Source organism: Micromonospora sp. CNZ309, from assembly GCF_002846525.1.
The window spans coordinates 720694-744740 of record NZ_PJNG01000001.1 but is presented as its reverse complement, the minus strand read 5'-3'; the positions used below and the strand labels follow the sequence as shown (position 1 = coordinate 744740).

Genomic DNA, 24047 nt, shown 5'->3' with positions numbered 1-24047 from the left:
CATGAGCTCCGTACTGGGGACAACGGTCAGGAATCGGTTCCGTCAAGCGCCAGCCTGACGAGGGCGTCGGTGTCGAGATCGTCGAGGTCCAGGGCCTCGTCGGTGGACTCGTCACCACCGCCGCCGTCGGCGTCGGCGAGGTTGAGCAGCAGGTCCAGCAGCCCGGCCTCCCGCAGGCGGGTCAGCGGGATCGCCGCGAGCGCCTGCCGGACGGCCACCTCCGCCGGGTCGCCGTCGTCCGCCTGTGCCCCCTCGGGCAGCAGGCCGTCGAGCAGGTTCTCGGCGAGCACGGCCGGGTTCGGGTAGTCGAAGACGAGGGTCGCGGGCAGCGACAGGCCGGTGGCGCCGGTCAGTCGGTTGCGCAGCTCGACCGCCGTCAGCGAGTCGAACCCGAGCTCCTTGAAGGCGCGCTGCGGCTTGACCCGGTCCGTGCCCGAGTGGCCGAGCACGGCGGAGGCGTGGGTACGGACGAGGTCGACCAGGTGCCGGACCCGCTCGGGCCGGGGCAGGGTGAGCAGGTGCTCCCGCAGGGCGTCGACGGCCCCGCCGGGCTGCTGCTGCCCGGCCTGGGCGTGCAGCGCCTCGCGGGCCTCGGCGATGTCGTCGAGCAGCGGCCGGGGGCGGGCCGAGGCGTACGCCGGGGCGAAGACCGCCCAGTCGACGTCCACCACGGTCAGCGCCGCCCGGGGCAGGCCGACGGCGTACCGCATGGCGTGCACGGCGTCGGCCGGTGCCATGGCGGTCAGGCCGCGCCGGGCCAGCAGCTGCTGGGCCTCGCCGGTGGCCATGCCGCCGTCGGCCCACGGCCCCCAGGCCACGGACGTCGCCGGCAGGCCCCGGCCGCGGCGCTGCTCCGCCAGCGCGTCCAGGAAGGCGTTGCCGGCGGCGTACGCGGACTGCCCGCCGCTGCCCCACACCCCGGCGATGGAGGCGAACAGCACGAAGGCGTCCAACGGCCGGTCGCCGAGCAGCGCGTCCAGGTGCACCGCGCCGGCCACCTTGCCGTCGAGCACGCCCGCGAACGCGGCCAGGTCGGTGTCGGCGATCAGGCCGGGCTCGCCGGCACCCGCCGCGTGGACCACGGCCGTCAACGGCGCGGGGTCCTCGTCGAGGCGGGCCAGCAGTGCCGCCACCTGGTCGCGGTCGGCGACGTCGCAGGCCACGACCGACGTCCGGACGCCCTGCGCGGTGAGTTCCGCGCGCAGCTCCATGGCCCCCGGTGCGCGCTCGCCGCGGCGGCTGGTAAGCACGATGTGCTCCGCCCCGTTGGCCGCCGCCCAGCGGGCCACGTGCGCACCCAGCGCGCCGGTGCCGCCGGTGACCAGCACGGTGCCGCACGGCTGCCACCGCTGCGCCGTGTCGGGGGCGGCGGGTGCCGCACGGACCAGGCGGCGGACGAACACCCCGGAGGGACGTACGGCCAACTGGTCCTCGTCGCCGGCGCCGGTCACCACCCGCGCCACCCGGTCCCAGGCCGTCGCGTCGACCTGCTCGGGCAGGTCCACCAGTCCGCCCCACAGCTGGGGGTGTTCCAGGCCCGCCACGAGCCCCAGGCCCCACAGCCCGCTCTGGGCGACGCCGTGCACCGCGTCCCCGTCGCCGGTGCCGACCGCGCCCTGGGTCAGGCACCACAGCCGGGTCGTCGTCCCGGTGTCGTGCAGGGCCTGGAGCAGCAGCAGCGTGGCGGCCGTCCCGACCGGTACGGCCGGGTGGGCGGGGTGCGGCTGGTCGCGGAGGCCGAGCAGGGACAGCACGCCGGTGGCGGGTCCGTCGGCCAGCGCGTCGGCCAGCCGGCGGGCGAGTTCCGCCCGGTCGGTGCCGACCGGGTCGACGGTCAGCCGGACCACGTCGGCGCCGACCTCGGCGAGGGCCTTGGTGACCGCCTCCGCGCGGGTGCCGTCCGTCAGGTCGTCCTCCGCCGTCACGAGCAGCCACACGCCCGGGCGCGCCGGATCGGCGGTGATGTCGGTCCGCTTCCACCCGACCCGGTACGACCACGCGTCCACGACCGCCCGCCGCGTACGCGCCCGGTGCCAGGTCGACAGGACCGGCAGGGCCGGGGTGAGGGCGTCCAGGGCGGCGCCGTCGTCGCCGAACTGCGTGGCGAGGGCGCTCAGGTCGCCCTGCTCGACGGCGGCCCAGAAGTCGGCGTCGCCGGTGTCGGTCACCCTCGTACGCGGCCTGCTCGCCGGCTCCGGCCAGTAGCGCTGGTGCTGGAAGGTGTACGTCGGCAGGTCGACCCGCCGCGACCCGCTGTCGGTGAACCACTCCTGCCAGGTCACCGGCACGCCGTGCACGTGCAGTTCCGCCAGCGCGCCGAGCAGCGCCTGGGCCTGCGACCGGTCCCGACGCTGGACGGCGACCGACAGTACGTCGTCGTCGGGCAGGATGTCCGCCGCCATCGCGGTCAGCACGCTCTGCGGCCCGATCTCCAGGAACGTGTCCACCCCGGCGGCCCGCAGCGCGGTGACCCCGTCGGCGTAGCGGACGGCCTCGCGGACGTGGCGCACCCAGTAGTCGGCCGTGCGGATCGCGTCAGGGTCGGCGAGCGCCCCGGTCACGTTCGACACCACCGGCAGTGCCGGTGCGGCGAACGTCAACCCGGCCAGGACCGCCCGGAACTCGTCGAGCATCGGCTCCATCAGCGGGCTGTGGAACGCGTGGCTGACCGCGAGCCGACGGGTGCGTACGCCCCGGTCCCGCCAGTCGCGCTCGATCTCGTCGAGGGCCTCCACCGCGCCGGACACGACGATCGACGTCGGCCCGTTCACCGCCGCGACACCGACCCGGTCGGCCAGCCCGGCGATCGACTCCGTCACCGCAGCCTCGTCAGCCGCCACGGCCAACATGCCGCCGCCGGCCGGCAGCGCCTGCATCAACCGGCCCCGCGCGGCGACGAGGGCGCACGCGTCGGCCAGGGACAGCACCCCGGCCACGTACGCGGCCGTCACCTCGCCGATCGAGTGACCGGCCACCATGTCGGGCACGATGCCGAACGACTCCACCAGCCGGAACAACGCCACCTCGACGGCGAAGAGCCCGGCCTGCGTGAACACCGTGTGGTCCAGCAGTTCCGCCTCTTCCGTACCCGCCTCGGCGAACAGCACCTCCCGCAGCGCGCGCGGCAGCAACGGGTCGAGGTGTCCACACACCTCGTCCAGGGCGGTCGCGAACACCGGGAACGCCTCGGACAGCTCCCGGCCCATGCCGGCGCGCTGGGCGCCCTGGCCCGAGAACACCAGCGCCAGTTGGTCCCGCTGCCCGCCCGGACCCACGAAGACCCCGCCGGAGGGCTCACCCGCCGCCAGCGCGGTCAGGCCCGCCAGCAACTCGTCGCGGCCCGTTCCGGCCACGACGGCACGATGTTCGAGCATCGACCGCGACACCACGCTCGACCACGCCACGTCCAGCGGACGTACGCTGCCGTCGGCGGCCAGCCAGTTCGCCCAGCGGCCCGCCTGCGCGGCCAGCGAGGCACCGTCGCGGGCCGACAGCAGCACCGGCACCACCGGCGGCACGTTCCCGGCGACGATCTCGCCCTCGACCAGCTCGGCGGGCGGCTGCTCGATGATCACGTGCGCGTTGGTGCCGGAGATCCCGAACGACGACACCGCCGCCCGACGCGGCCGGTCCACCGCAGGCCACGGCGTCGCCTCGGTGGCGAGGGCGACCGCCCCGGCCGACCAGTCGACGTGCGGCGACGGCTCATCCACGTGCAACGTCGACGGCACCACACCGTGCCGCATCGCCATGACCATCTTGATCACACCAGCCACACCGGCAGCCGCCTGCGTGTGACCGATGTTCGACTTCACCGACCCCAACAGCAGCGGCCGGCCCTGCGGACGGTCCTGCCCGTACGTGGCCAGCAGGGCCTGCGCCTCGATCGGGTCGCCGAGGGTGGTGCCCGTGCCGTGCGCCTCCACGGCGTCCACGTCGGCGGCGGTGAGACGCGCGTTTGCCAGAGCCTGGCGGATCACCCGCTGCTGCGACGGACCGTTCGGCGCCGTCAGGCCGTTCGACGCGCCATCCTGGTTCACCGCCGTGCCCCGCACGACCGCGTAGATGCGCCGGCCCTCGCGCTGCGCGTCGGAGAGGCGCTGGACGAGCAGCACACCCACGCCCTCGGACCAGCCCGTGCCATCCGCCGACGCGGCGAACGACTTGCACCGGCCGTCGGCCGACAGACCACGCTGCCGCGAGAACTCGATGAACGTGCCCGGCGTCGCCATCACCGTCACACCACCGGCCAACGCCAGATCACACTCGCCCGAGCGCAACGCCTGCACCGCCAGGTGCAGCGCCACCAGCGACGACGAGCACGCCGTGTCGACGCTGACCGCCGGGCCCTCCAGGCCGAACGTGTACGCCACCCGACCCGACAGGACGCTGCCCGAGTTGCCGGTGCCGACGTAGCCCTCGACCTCGCCGGCCAGCTCCATGAGCCGCGTCGCGTAGTCGTGGTACATGACGCCCGCGAAGACGCCGGTCCGGCTGCCCCGCAGCCGCTGCGGGTCCAGCCCCGCCGACTCGAACGTCTCCCACGACGCCTCCAGCAGCAACCGCTGCTGCGGGTCCATGGCCAGGGCCTCACGCGGCGAGATGCCGAAGAACGCGGGGTCGAACGCGCCGGCGTCGTACAGGAAACCGCCGTGGCGGGTGTACGACGTGCCGGGGTGGTCCGGATCGGGGTGGAAGAGCGTGTCGAGGTCCCAGCCCCGGTCGGCCGGGAACTCGCCGACGCCCTCCCCGCCGGTGCTGACCAGCTTCCACAGCTGGTCGGGAGACTGGACGCCGCCGGGGTAGCGGCAGGCCATGCCCACGATCGCGATCGGCTCGTCGGCGTCGCCGCCGGCCGGCTCGTCGGAGACGACGGCGGCGAGCCGTTCGCCGACCAGTTCCGCGTACACGTGGGCCGTCAGGGCCTGCGGGGTCGGGTAGTCGAACACCAGGGTCGAGGCCAGCCGCAGGCCGGTCGCGCCGTTGACCCGGTTGCGCAGCTCGACGGCGGTCAGCGAGTCGAAGCCCAACTCCCGGAACGCCCGGTCCGCCGGCACCGCCTCGGTACTGCCGTGCCCCAGCACCTGCGCGACGAGACCCCGCACCAGCTGGTCCACCTCGGTGAGGCCGTTCTCCTCGCTGAGCCTGGCGAGCCGGTCGGCCCAGCCGTCACCGCCCTTGCCCGCCTGGCGGCGGGTGTTCGCCGTGCCGATGAGGACCCGCAGCATCGGCGGCACCATCCCGCCGGAAGCCGCCGAGCGCAGCGCGGGCACGTCGATCACGGCCGGCACCAGGGCCGGCCGGCCGGCGCCCAGGGCGGCGTCGAACAGCTCCAGACCGGTCCGGGCGTTCATGGCCCGCAGGCCGGCGCGCGCCGAGCGGGCCCGCTCGACCCCACCGATCGACGCCGCCATGCCGGCGGTGTCCCACATGCCCCAGGCCAGGCTGACCGCAGGCAGACCCGACTTCCGCCGCCACACCGCCAGCCCGTCGAGGAACGCGTTGGCCGCCGCGTACGCCGACTGTCCCGGCGAACCCAACACACCCGCCACCGACGAGAACACCACGAACAGATCCAGGTCCACCGCGAGGGACGCCGTCGCCTCGTGCAGGAACCAACCCGCCGACACCTTCGGCGCCAACACCCCCGCCAGACGCTCGGCCGTCAGCCCCTCCACGACACCGTCGTCCAGGACACCGGCCGTGTGCACCACACCCGCCAGGCGGCCCTCGGCACCGATCTCCGCCACCAGGCCGAACACCTGGTCCCGGTCCGTCACGTCACAGGCGACGATCCGCACGTCGGCGCCCAGCGCGGTCAGCCGCCCGGTCAGCTCGCCGGCGCCCTCGGCCTCCGGACCACGCCGCGACACCAGCACCAGCGAGCGCACCCCGTGCACCGACACCAGGTGCTCCGCCACCAGCGCCCCGAGCGCACCCGTACCACCGGTCACCAGCACCACGCCGTCACCCACGGCCGGCGCCTGCGCCGACGCCGGAACCACCGCACGGACCAGACGCGGCACGAAGACCTCGCCGCCACGGACGGCCACCTGACCGCCGGTCGGGTCCGCCGCGTAGCGGGTCAGGGTGCTTAGCACGTTGGGATTCACGCCACGGTCCACGTCGGCCAGGACGATGCGGCCCGGGTGCTCGGACTGCGCCGAGCGCAGCAGACCCCACACCGCCGCAGCGGCCGGGTCCGTCACCTGGTCCTCGTCGCCGACGGACACGGCGCGTCGGGTGACCACCACCAGTTTCGAGTCCGCCAGGACGTCGGCGGCCAGCCACGCCTGCACGAGGCCCAGCACGTCCGCCGTCATGGCCCGGGCCCGCTGCGCCGTATCGACGCCGTCGGCGTCCGGCCCGGTCGGCGTGAACAGCAGGCGGCGCGGCGGCGTGGTGCCGGTGTCGATCGCGGCCAGCAGCTGCCTGATCGTCTCGGCGGAGGGACCGTCGGGAACGCCCGGCAGGGCCGGACCGCCCAGCACCGCCCAGCCCGAGACGTCGTCGACCGGTTCGGTCTCCTCCGCCTGCCAGACCACCTCGAACATCGACCGGGACGCCACACCCGCCGTGGCCGTACCAGCCAGCTCGCGCAGGACGAGGGAGTCCACCGACACCACCGCCGCGCCCACCTCGTCGCACGCCACCAGCCGCACGCCGGCACCGCTGCGGGACAACCGGACCCGCAGCACGCTGGCACCGGAGGCGTGCACCTGCACGCCCTCGAACGCGAACGGAACCCGTGGCCCGCCCGGCTCGTCGCCCAGCAGCAGGGCGACCGGGTGCAGGGCCGCGTCCAGCAGCGCCGGGTGCACCCCGAACCGGTCGATGCCCGCCACCGCGTCGTCCGGGAGGGCCACCTCGGCGAACACCTCGCCGTCGCCCACCCACGCGCGTCGCAGACCCTGAAACACCGGCCCGTACGCCAGGCCGCGCGCGACGAGCGCCGGGTACCAGTCCGCCAGGTCGACCTCGGTCGCGCCGGCCGGCGGCCAGGTGCCCGTCCTCGGCTCGTCCGCCGTCGCCGGCTCCAGCACACCCTCGGCGTGCTGGAGCCAGCCCGCCTCGGGGTCGTCGTCGGGGCGCGAGTAGATGGCGACGGGACGCTGCGACGCCTCGCCCGCCGACACCCGGACCTGGATCCGCACGGCGCCCGCGTCGGGAAGCACCAGCGGCGTCAGCACCGCCAGGTCACGCAGCCGGGACACGCCCGCCTCGTCGCCCGCGCGCACGGCCAGTTCCACCAGCGCCGTGCCGGGGACCAGCGGCACGCCCGAGATCACGTGGTCGGCCAGCCAGGGGTGGGTGGCCAGCGACAGCCGGCCGGTCAGCACCACCTCGTCGTCGCCGGCGAGGTCCACCGCCGCGCCGAGCAGGCCGTGCCCCGCCACACCGAGGCCCGCGCCGCTGACGTCACCGGCCCGCAGCCGCCCCACCGCCGGCCAGAACCGCTGCCGCTGGAACGGGTACGTCGGCAGGTCCACCGGGCGGGTCGCGGTGCCCGGCAGGAGGTCGGTCCAGGTGACCGGCACGCCGTGCACGTGCAGCTCCGCCAGCGCGTTCATCAGCGACACAGGTTCCGGGCGGCCCGGGCGCAGGCTCGCCACGACGGCCGCCGGGAGGGTGTCGTCGTCGTCGGGCAGGCAGCCACGCACCATGCCGGCGAGCACCGCGTCGGGGCCGAGTTCGAGGAAGACCCGGACGTTGCGCGTACGCAGGCTGGCGACCCCGTCGGCGAACCGGACGGTCTCGCGCACGTGCCGGACCCAGTAGTCGGGGGTGCCGATCTCGTCGGGGTCGGCGATCTCGCCCGTCAGGTTCGACACGATCGGCAGGGTCGGCCAGCGGAACGTCAGGGTGTCGAGCACCTGCCGGAACTCGCGCAGCATCGGCTCCATCAGCGGGCTGTGGAAGGCGTGGCTGACGTTCAGCCGGCGGGTGCGTACGCCCCGGTCCTGCCAGGTCCGCTCCACCTCGTCGAGGGCCCCGACCTCGCCGGAGACCACCACGGCGGTCGGGGCGTTCACCGCCGCGACGCCGAGCCGGTCGGTGAGCCCGGCCAGCGACTCCACGACGGCCTGCTCGTCGGTGCCGACCGCGAGCATCCCGCCGCCCTGTGGCAGGGCCTGCATGAGCCGGCCACGGGCCCCCACCAGCGCGCAGGCGTCGGCGAGGCTGAACAGCCCGGCGACGTGGGCGGCGGCCACCTCGCCGATCGAGTGCCCGGCCACCAGGTCCGCCCGGACGCCGAACGACTCGACCAGCCGGAACAGGGCCACCTCGACGGCGAACAGCCCGGCCTGGGTGAAGACGGTCTGGTCCAGCAGCTCCGCCTCCGGCGTGCCCGCCTCGGCGAACAGCACCTCGCGCAGCGGACGGGGCAGGTGCTGGTCCAGGTGCCCGCACACCTCGTCGAGGGCGGCGGCGAAGGCCGGGTGGGCGTCGTACAGCTCACGCCCCATGCCGGGACGCTGGGCGCCCTGGCCGGAGAAGAGGATCGCGGTGCGTCCGCCGCGCGCCACGCCGTGGACGACGGCGGCCGAGGGCTGCTCGTCGGCCACCGCGTCGAGGGCGGTGAGCAGGTCTTCGCGGTCCCGGGCCAGCAGCACCACGCGGTGTTCGAAGGCCGTGCGGCGGGTGGCGAGCGCGTGGGCCACGTCGGCGAGCGTCAGGTCCGGTTCGTCGTCCAGCAGGCCCCGCAGCCGGCGTGCCTGCTCGCGCAGGGCGGCGTCGTCGCGGGCCGAGAGGACGCACGCGACGAGGTCGACCGGGGGCGTCGCGGGCGGCCCGGCGGGCGGCGGGACGGACTCCGGCGCCTGTTCGATGATCGTGTGCGCGTTGGTGCCGCTGATGCCGAACGACGACACCGCGGCCCGGCGCGGCCGGTCGACGGCCGGCCACGACCGGGCGCCGGTGAGCAGGGCCACCGAGCCGGTGGTCCAGTCGATGTGCGGCGACGGCTCGTCCGCGTGCAGGGTCGGCGGCAGCACACCGTGCCGCATCGCCAACACCATCTTGATCACCCCGGCGACGCCCGCCGCCGCCTGGGCGTGACCGATGTTCGACTTGATCGAACCGAGCCACAGCGGTCGGTCCTGCGGCCGGTCCTGCCCGTACGTGGCCAGGAGGGCCTGCGCCTCGATCGGGTCGCCCAGCGCGGTGCCCGTGCCATGCGCCTCGACGGCGTCGACGTCGCCCGGGGTCAGTCGGGCGTTCGCCAGCGCCTGCCGGATGACCCGCTGCTGCGCGGGACCGTTCGGCGCGGTCAGGCCGCTGCTGGCCCCGTCCTGGTTCACCGCGCTGCCCCGCACGACGGCGAGGACGCGGTGGCCGTTGCGCTGCGCGTCGGAGAGGCGCTCCAGCAGGAGCATGCCGACGCCCTCGGCGAAGCCGGTGCCGTCGGCGCCCGCACCGAAGGCCTTGCACCGACCGTCGGGCGACAGGCCGCGCTGCCGGGAGAACTCGGTCAGCATGCCGGGGGTGGACATCACGCTCACCCCGCCGGCGAGCGCGAGCCGGCACTCGTCCTGTCGCAGCGCCTGGGTGGCCAGGTGCAGCGCGACCAGCGACGACGAGCAGGCGGTGTCGACGGTGACGGCGGGACCTTCGAGGCCGAACAGGTACGAGATGCGTCCCGAGGCGACGCTTCCCGCGCTGCCGTTGCCGACGTAGCCGTCCACCTCGTCGGTCGTTCCGGCGGCCTGGGAGGCGTAGTCGTGGTAGATCAGCCCGACGTAGACGCCGGTGCTGCTGCCCCGCGCCGAGTGCGGGTCGATCCCCGCCCGTTCGAAGGCCTCCCAGGACGTCTCCAGCAGCAACCGCTGCTGCGGGTCCATGGCCAGCGCCTCCCGGGGCGAGATCCCGAAGAAGGCGGCGTCGAACTGGGCGGCGTCGTGCAGGAAGCCGCCCTGGCGGGGCACGGACGTGTCGTCCCCGCCGCTGGCCCTCAGGTCGTCCAGGTCCCAGCCCCGGTCGGTGGGGAACGGCGAGATGACGTCGGCGCCGGCGGTGACCACCTGCCAGAGCTGCTCGGGGGTCTGCACCTCGCCGGGGAAACGGCAGGCCATGCCGATGATGGCGATCGGCTCGTCGAGCGCGGCGGCCGTGCCGACCACGGCCGGGCGGGCGGCGTCGGAACCGCCGCCCAGTTCCCGGTCGAGGAAGTCGGCGAGCACCGCGGGGGCCGGGTGGTCGAACGCCACGGTCGCGGGCAGCCGCAGCCCGGTCGCGGCGGAGAGCCGGTTGCGCAGTTCGACGGAGGTGAGCGAGTCGAAGCCCAGCTCCTTGAAGGCGCGGTGGGGGTCGACGTTCTCCGCGGAGCGGTGCCCGAGCACGCTGGCGACGTTCGTGGCCACCAGGTCGAGCAGGTGGTTGCGCCGCTCGGCCGGGCTGAGCATCGCCAGGCGGTCCCGCACCGACGCGGTGTCGGCCGTGCCCCGGCCCACCGCGCGGCGGGCCGGAGCGGCGGGGCGGACCAGGTCACGCAGCAGGCTGGGCACGGCGCCGCCGGCCGGGCGCGCGGTCGCCGGCGGCAGGTTCATGAGTACGAGATGGGCGCTGCCGCGCTGCCGGGCCGCCTCGAAGAGGGCGACGCCCTGCTGGTCGGTCAGCGGGGCGCTGGTGGCGCGGATCGCCTTGCGGTGGTCGTTGCCGTGCAGGTGCGCGGTCATCGCGCTGCTGGTGGCCCACAGTCCCCAGGCGAGGCTGGTGGCGGGCAGCCCCTGCTGCCGGCGGTGCTGGGCGAGGGCGTCGAGGAACGCGTTCGCGGCGGCGTAGTTGCCCTGCCCCGGCGAGCCGAGGGTGGCCGCCACGGAGGAGAACAGCACGAACGCCGACAGGTCCAGGTGCGCGGTCGCCTCGTGCAACGCCCAGCCGGCGTCAACCTTCGGCGCCAGCACCGTACGCAGGGCGGACTCGTCCAACGAACCGATGGTCGCGTCGGCGATCACGCCGGCGGTGTGCACCACCGCCGTCAACGGGTGCGCCGGGTCCACCAGTTCCAGCAGCCGGGTCACCTGCCGTGGGTCGGTCACGTCGGCGGTGCCGACGGTGACCCGGGCACCGGCCTGGGTGAGCTCCTCGATGAGGTCCTGGTACTGCTCGGGACCACGGCGGGAGGCCAGCAGCAGGTGCCGCGCCTGACCGGTGGCGACCAGGTGCCGGGCGAACACCCGGGCGAGGGCGCCTCCCGCGCCGGTGAGCAGCACGGTGCCGTCGGGGTCGGCGGGCGCGGGCACCCGCAGGACGACCTTGCCGATGTGGCGGGCCTGGCTGATGTGCCGCAGTGCCTGCCGGGCCTGGCGCACGTCCCACGCCCGTACGGGCAGCGGACGCAGCGCGCCCTGCTGGAACAGGTCGAGGATCTCGGTGAGCATCTCGCCGATGCGCGGGTGTCCGGCCTCGTTGAGGTCGAACGCGCGGTAGCTGACGCCGGGGTGGTCGGCGGCGACCGTCTCCGGGTCGCGCACGTCGGCCTTGCCCATCTCCACGAACCGACCGCCGCGCGGCAGCAGCCGCAACGACGCGTCGACGAACTCGCCGGCCAACGCGTCGAGCACCACGTCCACCCCGGCACCACCCGTGGCCGCGCCGAAGACCTGCTCGAACTCCGTGGTCCGCGACGACGCGATCCGCTCCCCGGCCACCCCGAGGCCACGCAGCACACCCCACTTGCCGGGGCTGGCGGTGGCGTACACCGTCGCGCCCCAGTGCCGGGCGAGCTGGATGGCGGCCATGCCGACGCCGCCCGCGCCGTTATGGATCAGCACCGACTCGCCGGCCCGCAGGCCGGCCAGGTCCCGCAGCGCGTAGTACGCGGTCAGGAACACCACCGGCACCGACGCGGCCTGCGTGAAGGACCAGCCGTCGGGGATCTTCGCGACGAGGTCGCGGGCGGCGACCACCTCCGGGGCGAAGGCCGGCTCGAACATGCCGAGCACCCGGTCGCCGGGCGCCAGGTCGGTCACGCCGGGGCCCACCTCGACCACGACGCCCGCGCCCTCGCTGCCCATCACGGCCGCCGGATCCGGGTACATGCCCAGGCCGATCAGCACGTCCCGGAAGTTCACGCCGGCCGCGCGCACCGCGATGCGCACCTGGCCGGCGTCCAGGGCGACGGGCGTGGCGGGCACCATGCCGATCCCGTCGAGGGTGCCGGGGCTCACCGCCCCGACCTGCCACAGCCCGGCCGGCGCGACGAGTTCCTCGGCGACCGGGCCGGCGGGCCGACCCAGGCGCGGGGTGCGCACCTCGTCGCCGCGTACGGCCACCTGGCCGCCGGTGGCCGACGGGTCCTCGGCCACCGCGGCCAGCACCGCGAGGACCGCCGGGGTGAGCGCGCCCTCGACGTCGGCGAGGACGATCCGTCCCGGGTGCTCCGACTGCGCCGAGCGCAGCAGGCCCCAGACCGTCGCGCCGGTCAGGTCCCGCAGCGCGTCGGCCGGTGCGGCGAGCACCGCGCCGCGGGTCACCACCACCAGCTTCGTGTCCGCCAGCGCCTCGGCGGCGAGCCAGGAACGCAGCACGTCCAGCACCTGGGCGGTGACCGTGCCCACCAGGTCGGGCAGCCCTGCGTCCGGCGTGTCCGCGCGGACCGGGAGCACCAGCGCGCGGGGCGCCTCGACCGCGCCGCCGGAGATCGCCGTGACGAGGTCGTCGACGGTCGGGAACACGGGCGTGGACAGGTCCGCCGGCACGTCGGTGTCGCCGAGCAGCATCCAGCCGGAGAGGTCGCGCGCCGGCGTGACCCGCTCGGGCTGCCACGTCACCTCGAACAGCGCCCGCTCGGTGGGGTCCTGGCCGGCCGATGCGGTCATCTCCCGCAACGCGAGCGCGTCCACCGACACCACGGGCGCGCCCGACTCGTCGCCGGCCACCAGCCGCACCCGGGAACCCGTCCGGGTCAACCGCACCCGCAGCACCCGGGCCCCGGAGGCGTGCACCTGCACGCCCTCGAAGGCGAAGGGCACCCGCGGCCCGCCGGAGCGGTCGGCCAGCAGCAGCCCCACGGGGTGCAGCGCGGCGTCCAGCAGCGCCGGGTGCACGGCGAACCGGTCGGTGTCGGCGGTCGCCTCGTCCGGCAACGCCACCTCGGCGTACGCGTGGTCGCCGGCGGCCCACAGCCGGCGTAGCCCCTGGAACGACGGGCCGTAGGTGAGGCCCCGCTCCGCCAGCGCCGGGTACCAGCCGGCGAGGTCCACCTCGGGCACCCCGGCGGGCGGCCAGGCGCCCACCTCCGGCTCGTCGGCGGCAGGCTCCAGCACACCGTCGGCGTGCCGCGTCCACTCGGCCTCCGGGTCGCCGTCGGGCTGCGAGTGGACCGCCACCGACCGGACGCCGGCGCTGTCGGCCGCGCCGACGCGTACCTGCACGCGGACGGCACCGGCGGCGGGCAGCACCAGCGGCGCCGCCACCGTCAACTCGCGTACCCGCGACGCGCCCACCTCGTCGCCGGCGCGCACCACCAGCTCCACCAGCGCGGTGCCCGGCGCCAGCACCGCACCGCCGACCACGTGGTCGGCCAGCCACGGGTGCGTCGACACCGACAGCCGGCCGGTCAGCACCACCTCGTCGTCACCGGCGAGGCGCACCGCCGCGCCGAGCAGCGGGTGCCCCGCCGCCCCCAGGCCCGCGCCCGACACGTCGCCGCCGGCGGAGTGGTCCACCGCCGGCCAGAACCGCTCCCGCTGGAAGGCGTACGTCGGCAGGTCGACGCCGGTGGCGCCGGAGCCGGCGAACACCGCCGTCCAGTCGACGGGCACCCCGGCGACGTGCAGGTCGCCGAGGCCGGTCAGCAGCTGGCGCGGCCCGTTCTCGTCGCGGCGCAGCGAACCGACCACGACGCCCGCGTCGACGGCGCCGGTGGCCTTCTCCAGCGCGTCCTGGACCACCACCTTCAGCACGGGGTGCGGGCTGACCTCGACGAAGACCCGGAAGCCCTGCTCGATCAGCTGGTCCAGCACCGGCGCGAGCCGGACGGGTTCCCGCAGGTTGCGGTACCAGTAGTCGGCGTCGAGCTCGGCGGTGTCGATGGGCTCGCCGGTGACCGTCGAGTGGAAGGCCACCCCGGTCGAGCGGGAGTCGACCGTGCCGAGCGCGGCCACCAGGTCGTCGCGTACGGCGTCGACGTGGCCGCAGTGTGAGGCGTAGTCGACGGCGATCGCGCGGGCCCGGATGTCCCGCTCGGCGCAGTGCGCGAGCAGTTCGGCGACCGACGCCGCGTCACCGGAGACCACGGTCGCGGAGGCGCCGTTGAGGGCCGCCACGGAGAGGGTGTCCCGCCACGGCGCGATGAGCTGCTCGGTGTCGGCGGCCGGCAGCGGGACGGAGACCATGCCGCCCCGGCCCGAGATGGCCAGCAGGCCACGGCTGCGCGCCACGACGAGTCGCATCGCGTCGGCGAGGGTCAGCGCGCCGGCCGCGCAGGCCGCGGCGATCTCACCCTGCGAGTGCCCGACGACGGCGGCCGGCACGATGCCGCACGAGCGCCAGAGCTGGGCGAGGGACACCATGACGGAGAAGAGCACCGGCTGGACCACGTCCACCCGGTCCAGGGACGGCGCGCCGGGCGCCTGCCGGAGCACGTCGGTGAGGGACCAGTCCACCAGCCGGGACAGCTCCTCGGCGCACTCCCCCATCCGCTGCCGAAAGACCGGCGAGGTCTCCAGCAGGTCCAGCGCCATCCCCGCCCACTGGGAGCCCTGACCGGGGAAGACGAAGACGACCTTCGACGCGGCGTCCGCGCCGGCCGGCGAGCCGTCGCCGGCGGCGAGGGCGGCCAGCCGGGCGGCGGCGTCGTCCCGGTCGGCGGCCACGACGACCGCGCGGTACGGGTGGTGCGCCCGCTGGGCGGCCAGGGAGAACCCGAGGTCGCGCAGGTCCAGGTCGGCGTCGCCGGCCAGCCGCTCGCCGATGCGGGCGGCCTGCGCCCCGAGCGCGCGGGGGCTGCGGCCGGAGACCAGCAGGGGTACGGCGGCGGGGCCGACCAGGCCGGGGAGGCCCCCCGCCGGCGGGGCCGTCGCCGGGGCCGGCTCGTCGGGCGCCTGCTCGATGATGGTGTGCGCGTTGGTGCCGCTGATGCCGAACGACGACACGGCGGCCCGGCGCGGGCGCCGCACCGCCGGCCACGGCCGGGCCTCGGTGAGCAGGGCGACCGCCCCGGCGCTCCAGTCGACGTGGGGCGACGGCTCGTCCACGTGCAGGGTCGGCGGCAGCACGCCGTGCCGCATCGCCAGCACCATCTTGATCACGCCGGCCACCCCGGCCGCCGCCTGGGAGTGGCCGATGTTCGACTTGATCGAGCCGAGCCAGAGCGGCTCGGCGTCGGCCCGGTCCTGCCCGTAGGTGGCCAGCACCGCCTGCGCCTCGATCGGGTCGCCGAGGACGGTGCCGGTGCCGTGCGCCTCGACGGCGTCCACGTCGGCCGGGTTCAGCCGCGCGTTCTCCAGGGCCTGCCGGATCACCCGCTGCTGCGACGGGCCGTTCGGGGCGGTCAGCCCGTTGGACGCGCCGTCCTGGTTGACCGCGGAGCCGCGCAGTACGGCGAGCACCCGGTGCCCGTTGCGCCGGGCGTCGGAGAGGCGCTCCACGAGCAGCATGCCCACGCCCTCGGACCAGCCGGTCCCGTCGGCGCCGGCGGCGAACGCCTTGCACCGTCCGTCCGGGGCGAGGCCGCCCTGCCGGGAGAACTCGGAGAACATGCCGGGCTGCGCCATCAGCGCCACCCCGCCGGCCAGGGCCATGTCGCACTCGCCGCCGCGCAGCGCCTGGGCGGCGAGGTGCAACGCCACCAGCGACGAGGAGCAGGCGGTGTCGATGGTGACCGCCGGGCCTTCGAGGCCGAACATGTAGGCGACCCGCCCGGAGGCGACGCTGCCCGCCGTCCCGGTGAGCAGGTGCCCCTCGAGGCCGTCCAGGTCGTCGCGTCCGCTGGTGGCGTAGCCGGAGGAGGCCGCGCCGATGAAGACACCGGTGGCGGTGCCGCCGAGCGCGGTGGGGTCGATGCGGGCGTACTCGAAGCTCTCCCAGGCGGTCTCCAGCAGCAGCCGCTGCTGCGGGTCCATGGCGAGGGCCTCGCGGGGGCTGATGTTGAAGAAGCCGGCGTCGAAGTCGGCCGCGTCGTAGAGGAAGCCGCCCTGTTCGGTGACGGTGCCGCCCGCCTGGTCGCCGTCGGTGCCGTACAGCCGGTCGAGGTCCCAGCCGCGGTCGGCGGGGAACCCGCCGATCGCGTCGGAGCCGGAGGTGACGAGCTGCCACAGCTGCTCGGGGGTGGCGACGCCGCCGGGGTAGCGGCAGGCCATGCCGATGATGGCGATCGGTTCGTCGGCGTCGGCGGTGACGACGGTACGGACGGCGGTGCCGGCGCCGGTGGCCCGGCCGAGCTGCGCGAACAGGTGCTCGGCGAGGCGGGCCGGGGTGGGGTGGTCGAAGGCCAGCGTGGCGGTCAGCCGCAGCCCGGTGGCGGCGCCCAGCCGGTTGCGCAGCTCCACCGAGGTCAGCGAGTCGAAGCCCAGGTCCTTGAAGGCGCGGGCGGCGGGAACCGACTGCGCCGAGGCGTGCCCCAGCACCGTGGCGGCCTGGCCACAGACCAGGTCGACAAGCGCCTGGCGGGCGTCCGCCTCGGACAGGCCGTCGAGCCGCTCCCGCCACGACGCCCCGGCGCTCGGCCGGTCGGTGGCGGTGCGGCGTCGGCCGCCGCCGCGCAGCAGGTGCCGCATCAGCGGCGGTACGTGGCTCGCCTCGCCGGTGACGTGGAGTCGGGCCGCGACGACGACCGGTTGCACCGCCGGCAGGGCGGCGTCGAAGAGTTCGGCGCCCTCGGCCGGGGAGAGCCGGCTCATCCCGACCCGCCGCAGCCGCTGCTGGTCGTCGCCGTCGAGGTGCGCGGTCATCGTGCTGTCGGTGGCCCACATGCCCCAGGCGAGGCTGGTGGCGGGCAGCCCCTGCTGCCGGCGGTGCTGGGCGAGGGCGTCGAGGAACGCGTTCGCGGCGGCGTAGTTGCCCTGCCCCGGCGAGCCGAGGGTGGCCGCCACGGAGGAGAACAGCACGAACGCCGACAGGTCCAGGTGCGCGGTCGCCTCGTGCAACGCCCAGCCGGCGTCCACCTTCGGCGCCAGCACCGTACGCAGGGCGGACTCGTCCAACGAACCGATGGTCGCGTCGGCGATCACGCCGGCGGTGTGCACCACCGCCGTCAACGGGTGCGCCGGGTCGATTCCGGCGATCAGCTCGCTGGCCTGCGCGGGGTCGCTGACGTCGACGGCAACGGCGGTGACGTCGGCGCCCGCGTCGGTCAGTTCCCGGACCAGGGTGGCGTACGCGTCGTCCCGGCCGGGCGCGCGGCGGGAGGCCAGCAGCAGGCGGCGGGCCTGGCCGGTGGCGACGAGGTGCCGCGCGAGTACGCCGGCCAGGGTCCCGGCCGCGCCGGTGAGCAGCACGGTACCGTCGGGGTCCACGGGTGCGGGAATGCGCAGGACGACCTTGCCGACGTGGCGGGCCTGGCTGACGTACCGCAGCGCCTGCCGGGCCTGGCGCACGTCCCACGCCCGTACGGGCAGCGGGCGCAGCGCGCCCCGCGCGAACAGGGCGAGGATCTCGGTGAGCATCTCGCCGATGCGGGTGCTGCCCGCCTCGTTGAGGTCGAACGCGCGGTACGCCACGCCCGGGTGCTCGGCAGCGACCGTCTCCGGGTCGCGCACGTCGGCCTTGCCCATCTCCACGAACCGGCCACCGCGCGGCAGCAGCCGCAACGACGCGTCGACGAACTCGCCGGCCAACGCGTCGAGCACCACGTCCACCCCGGCACCACCCGTGGCCGCGCCGAAGACCTGCTCGAACTCCGTGGTCCGCGACGACGCGATCCGCTCCCCGGCCACCCCCAGACCGCGCAGCACACCCCACTTACCGGGGCTCGCCGTCGCGTGGACGGTGGCGCCGAGGTGGTGGGCGAGCTGGATGGCGGCCATGCCGACGCCACCCGCGCCGTTGTGGATCAGCACCGACTCGCCGGCCCGCAGCCCGGCCAGGTCCCGCAGCGCGTAGTACGCGGTCAGGAACACCAGGGGGACGGAGGCCGCCTGGGTGAAGGTCCAGCCGGCGGGCATCCTGGCGATGCGCTCCCGGTGGGCGACCGCCTGCGGGCTGAACCCGAGTTCGAACATGCCCATCACCCGGTCGCCGGGCGCCAGGTCGGTCACGCCGGGGCCCACCTCGACCACGACGCCCGCACCCTCGCTGCCCATCACGGCCGCCGGATCCGGGTACATGCCCAGGCCGATCAGCACGTCCCGGAAGTTCACCCCGGCCGCGCGCACCGCGATGCGCACCTGGCCAGCGCCCAGGGCGACGGGCGTGGCCCGAACCGGCCCGATCCCGTCCAGGGTGCCGGGGGTGACGGGAGCGAGGTGCCACGGCCCGGGCGGCGGCGTCAGCTCGTCGCCCACCGGCCGTGCCAGCCTCGGCACGAGGGTCCGCTCGCCCCGCACCGCGAGCTGGCCGCCGGAGGCCGACGGGTCGACCGCCGCCCCGGCCAGCACGGCGAGGGTCGCGGGGGTCAGTTCGCCCTCGACGTCGGCGAGGACGATCCGCCCCGGGTGCTCCGACTGCGCCGAGCGCAGCAGGCCCCAGACGGCGGCGGAAGCCAGGTCGGTGACCTGGTCGTCGTCCCCGGCGGCCACCGCGCCCCGGGTCACCACCACGAGCTTCGTGTCGGCCAGCGGCTCGGCGTCGAGCCAGGACCGCAGCACGTCCAGCACACCGCCGGTGACCGTCCGCACGGCCTCCGGCACGGCGACGCCGGGTTCGCCGGCGGGCACCGTCAGCAGCACCCGCCGGGCCGTGGCCCCGCCCGCCGCCAGCGCCGCCACGTCGGCGAAGACCGGCAGCTGCGGCAGCGCGTCCGTGGCCGGCCGGCCCAGCGCCGCCCATCCCGCGAGGTCGTCGACGCCGTCGATCTGCTCGGCCTGCCAGGTCACCTCGTACAGCGACCGGGCGGCAGCGCCGCGACTCGACGTCGGGGTCATCTCCCGCAGCACCAGGGAGTCCACCGACACCACCGGCGCGCCCGAGCCGTCGCAGGCCACCAGCCGCACCCCGGAGCCGTCCCGGGTCAGCCGTACCCGCAGCGTCCTGGCGCCCGAGGCGTGCACCTGCACACCCTCGAACGCGAACGGCACGCGGGGCCCGCCCGCCGGCTCCGCCGCCAGCAGCAGGGCCACCGGGTGCAGCGCGGCGTCCAGCAGCGCCGGGTGCACCCCGAACGCGCCCGCGTCCCCGGCCGCGCCGTCCGGCAGCGCCACCTCGGCGTACGCCTCACCGTCGGCCGTCCAGGCGCGCCGCACGCCCTGGAACACCGGCCCGTACGACAGGCCGTGCTCCGCCAGCGCCGGGTACCACCCGGTCAGGTCCACCTCGTCGGCGCCCGGCGGCGGCCACGCGCCGACGCCCGGCTCGTCGACCGACACCGGTTCGAGCAGGCCCTCGGCGTGCCGCGTCCACTCGGTGTCGTCGTCGTCCTCCTGCTGGGAGTAGACGGACACCGACCGGACGGCGGCGTCGTCGGCCGCGCCGACGCGCACCTGGACGCGCACCGCGCCGGACTCGGGCAGCACCAGCGGCGCCGCCACCGTCAGCTCCCGTACGCGCGACGCGCCCACCTCGTCGCCGGCGCGCACCGCCAGCTCGACCAGCGCGGTGCCCGGCACCACCACGGCGTCGCCGACCACGTGGTCGGCCAGCCACGGGTGCGTCGACACCGACAGCCGGCCGGTCAGCACGACCTCGTCGTCACCGGCGAGGCGCACCGCCGCGCCGAGCAACGGATGCCCCGCCACGCCGAGGCCGGCGCCCGACACGTCGCCGACGCGCCACGGCAGCACCTCGGGCCAGAACCGCTCCCGCTGGAAGGCGTACGTGGGCAGTTCCACCCGCCGCGCCCCGGTGTCGGCGAACCACTCCTGCCAGGCGACGGGCACGCCGTGCACGTGCAGCTCGGCCAGCGCCGCCAGCAGCGCCTGCGTCTCCGGCCGGTCCCGGCGCTGGGCGGCGACGGCCAGCACGTCGTCGTCGGGCAGGACGTCCGCCACCATCGCGGTCAGTACGCTCTGCGGCCCGATCTCCAGGAACGTGTCGACCCCGGCGTCGCGCAGGGCGGCGACCCCGTCGGCGTGCCGTACGGCCTCGCGGACGTGCCGCACCCAGTACTCCGGGGTGCGGATCTCGTCGGCGTCGGCGAGCGCCCCGGTCAGGTTCGACACGATCGGCAGCACGGGGGTGGCGAAGTCCAGCCGCTCGACGATGCCGCGGAAGCGCTCCAGCACCGGCTCCATCAGCGGGCTGTGAAACGCGTGGCTCACCGTCAGCCGGCGGGTACGCACGCCCCGGTCCCGCCAGACCCGCTCGACCTCGTCGAGGGCGTCGACGGCGCCGGAGACCACGACCGACGTCGGGCCGTTCACCGCCGCGACGCCGACCCGGTCGGTCAGCCCGGCGATCGACGCGACCACCGCCGCCTCGTCGGCGGCCACGGCGAGCATCCCGCCGCCGTCGGGCAGCGACTGCATCAACCGGCCCCGCGCGGCCACGAGCAGGCAGGCGTCCTGGAGGGACAGCACCCCGGCCACGTGCGCGGCGGCGATCTCGCCGATCGAGTGCCCGCCCACGAGGTCCGGCGCGACGCCGAACGACTCCACCAGGCGGAACAGCGCCACCTCGACCGCGAAGAGCCCGGCCTGGGTGAACACGGTCTGGTCCAGCAGCTCCGCCTCGGCGGAGCCCTCGGGCGCGAACAGCACCTCCTTGAGCGGGCGCGGCAGCACCCGGTCCAGGTGCCCGCACGCCTCGTCGAGGGCGGCGGCGAAGACGGGGAACTCGCCGTACAGCTCCCGGCCCATGCCGGCGCGCTGCGCGCCCTGGCCGGAGAAGAGCACCGCCAGCGGACCCCGGTCCCCGGCCTGGCCCGTGACGACCGTGCCCGACGACTCCCCCGCCGCCAGGGCCGCCAGGCCCGCCAGCAGGCCCGCCCGGTCGTCGGCGAGCACCACCGCGCGCCGGTCGAGCGCCGAGCGGGACACCACCGACGACCAGGCCACGTCGAGGGGGCGCGACTCCCCGTCGTCGGCGAGCCAGCGGGCCCACCGGTCGGCCTGGGCGGAGAGCGCGGCCGGCTGCGCGGCGGAGAGCAGCACCGGCGCGACGGCGCGACGGCGGTAGCCGGCGGCCTCGTCGCCGGCCGGGTCGGGGGCCGGCGCCTGCTCCAGGATCAGGTGGGCGTTCGTGCCGCTCATGCCGAAGGACGACACGCCGGCCCGGCGGACGTGGTCGCCGCCCGCCCAGGGGCGCGCCTCGTCGAGCAGGGACACGGCCCCCGTCGACCAGTCGACGTGCGGGGACGGCCGGTCCACGTGCAGGGTGGGCGGCAGCACGCCGTGCCGCATCGCCATCACCATCTTGATGACGCCGCCGGCGCCGGCCGCTGCCTGCGGGTGACCGATGTTCGACTTCAGCGATCCCAGCCACAGCGGCCGGTCGGCGGGCCGTCCCTGGCCGTACGTGGCGAGCAGCGCCTGCGCCTCGATCGGGTCGCCGAGCCGGGTGCCCGTGCCGTGGGCCTCGACGGCGTCCACGTCGGCCGGGGTGAGCCGGGCGTTCTCCAGCGCCTGGCGGATGACCCGCTGCTGCGAGGGACCGTTGGGGGCGGTCAGGCCGCTGCTCGCGCCGTCCTGGTTCACGGCGCTGCCCCGGATCACCGCCAGGACGGGGTGACCGTTGCGGCGGGCGTCGGAGAGCTTCTCGACGAGCAGCATGGCGACGCCCTCGGACCAGCCGGTCCCGTCGGCGTCGGCGGAGAACGCCTTGCACCGCCCGTCGGAGGCGAGCCCCCGCTGGCGGGAGAACTCGACGAAGGCGCCGGGGGTGGCCAGCACGGTGACGCCGCCGGCGACGGCGAGGGAGCACTCGCCGTCGCGCAGGGCCTGACCGGCCAGGTGCAGGGCGACCAGCGAGGAGGAGCAGGCGGTGTCGATCGTGACGGCCGGCCCCTCCAGCCCGAAGGAGTACGCCAGCCGGCCGGACATGACGCTCGCGGCCGTACCGGTGAGGACGTAGCCCTCGGTGCCCTCGGGCAGCTGCCGCAGCACGGACGTGTAGTCCTGCCCGGCGGTGCCGACGAACACGCCGGTACGGCTGCCCCGCACCGACGTGGCGTCGATGCCGGCCCGCTCGAAGACCTCCCAGGTCACCTCGAGCAGGAGCCGCTGCTGCGGGTCCATGGCCAGCGCCTCGCGCGGCGAGATGCCGAACAGGGTCGGGTCGAACAGGCCGGCGTCGCGCAGGAAGCCGCCCCGGTTGCTGTAGGTGGTGCCGGGGTGGTCCGGGTCGGGGTCGTAGAGTCCGTCGAGGTCCCAGCCCCGGTCGTCGGGGAACGTGCCGGTGGCGTCCACACCGCCCGCGACGAGGTCCCAGAGGTCCTCCGGCGAGGCGACCCCGCCGGGGAACCGGCAGGCCATGCCGACGATCGCGATCGGCTCGGCGTCCTCGTTCTCCAGCTCGGTCAGGCGCCGACGCGCCAGGCGGAGCTCGGAGGTCACCCACTTCAGGTGTTCGAGGAGCTTGTCTTCGTCCGCCATGACCCACCCGCCCAGAGCTTGCTATCGATCGGAATCTGCCGATTCGTTGACCACACCACCACCGACGGACCGGTCTCGTGCACAGGTGGGCGGAGACACGGCCGCTCGGCCACGAACCCGACACCTGTTCCTGATTCCGGTTGTCGTGCCTGCTCAGGCGCCCGCCACGCCGGGCCGTCCCGCCGACACATGCCCGCCACCGTGACTGGACGGTACTGAGCGCCCATCACGCGCCCAACCCCTAGAGAACCCCTGATCGACTGGCCCGTGAGGGCCGTCGCGGCGGGTCCCGGACGAAGCGGTGACCAGCATCGCGACGGCCGTTCAGGCGGGCTGTCCGGTGACCGCCGGCAGGATGCGGCGCAGCCGTCCCGGCGGCGTCGAGCGGCGGCGCCACTCCCGTGGGTAGCCGACCGAGACCTCTTCGAACCGGACCCCGTCGTACCAGGTGGTGCGCGGGATGTGCAGGTGGCCGTAGACGGCGACGCGGGCGTCGAAACGGACGTGCCAGTCCGCCGTGGCCTCGGTGCCGCACCACTGGGCGAACTCCGGGTACCGCAGGATCCGGGTGGGTTCGCGGACGAGCGGGAAGTGGTTGACCAGGACGGTGGGTAGCCCGTCGCGTTCCGCGGTCAGCCGGCGCTCGGTCAGGGCCAGCCGCGCCCGGCACCAGGCGTCCCGCGTCGGGTACGGGTCCGGATGCAGCAGGATCTCGTCCGTGCAGACCACGCCGACCTCGTGGGCCCGTGCCAGGGCCTGCTCCTTCGTGTACGTACCGGCCGGCCGGAAGCTGTAGTCGTAGAGCAGGAACAGCGGCGCGATGAGGACCGGGTCGTCGCCCTGCGGATCCCAGACGGGGTACGGGTCCTCCGGCGTGACCACCCCGAGACCCCGGCAGAGCTGTACCAGATGCTGGTAGCGCGCGTCCCCGCGCAGCTGCACCGGGTCCTCGCGGGGCGTCCACAGCTCGTGGTTGCCGGGGGCCCAGATGACCTTGGCGAACCGGCGGCTGAGCAGTCCCAGCGCCCACTCGACGTCGGCGACGAACTCGCCGACGTCCCCAGCGACGATGAGCCAGTCGCCGTCCCGCTCCGGCCGCAGCCGCTCGACGATGGCCTTGTTCTCCGCGTGGACCACGTGCAGGTCACTGATGGCGAGCAACTGAGGCAGGCCGGATCCGGCCATGCGGACCTCCCGTCCATCCGGGGCACCGCACGCACCCACATCCGCACCGCTCGCTGCCGGTGGGCATGGCGAGACGGCCTGACGGGCTCCGACCCTACGGAGCCGGGTCCACGCAGGCACACCCCTAGACGGGCCGCGCGGACCCCTAGGCCGCCGTGACCTGGCCGACGCCGGTCAGGTCACGGCTCTCCGTGCCGTCGGGGGCTCCTCGCGTCCGGTCAGGACCTGCCAGGT

At 75.6% G+C, this 24047-nt stretch carries 2 protein-coding genes; both read right to left on the bottom strand.

Annotated features, from left to right (window positions below):
* Positions 1-26 precede the first annotated feature (26 nt).
* Positions 27-22589 carry a type I polyketide synthase gene (locus CLT72_RS03100; protein WP_486484360.1) on the bottom strand — a complete coding sequence of 7521 codons (22563 nt, stop codon included), beginning with the start codon at positions 22587-22589 and terminating at the stop codon, positions 27-29.
* 363 nt (positions 22590-22952) lie between these two features.
* Complete coding sequence (locus CLT72_RS03095; protein WP_089000789.1) at positions 22953-23813, bottom strand: metallophosphoesterase family protein; 861 nt, start codon at positions 23811-23813, stop codon at positions 22953-22955.
* Between the last annotated feature and the right edge of the window lie 234 nt (positions 23814-24047).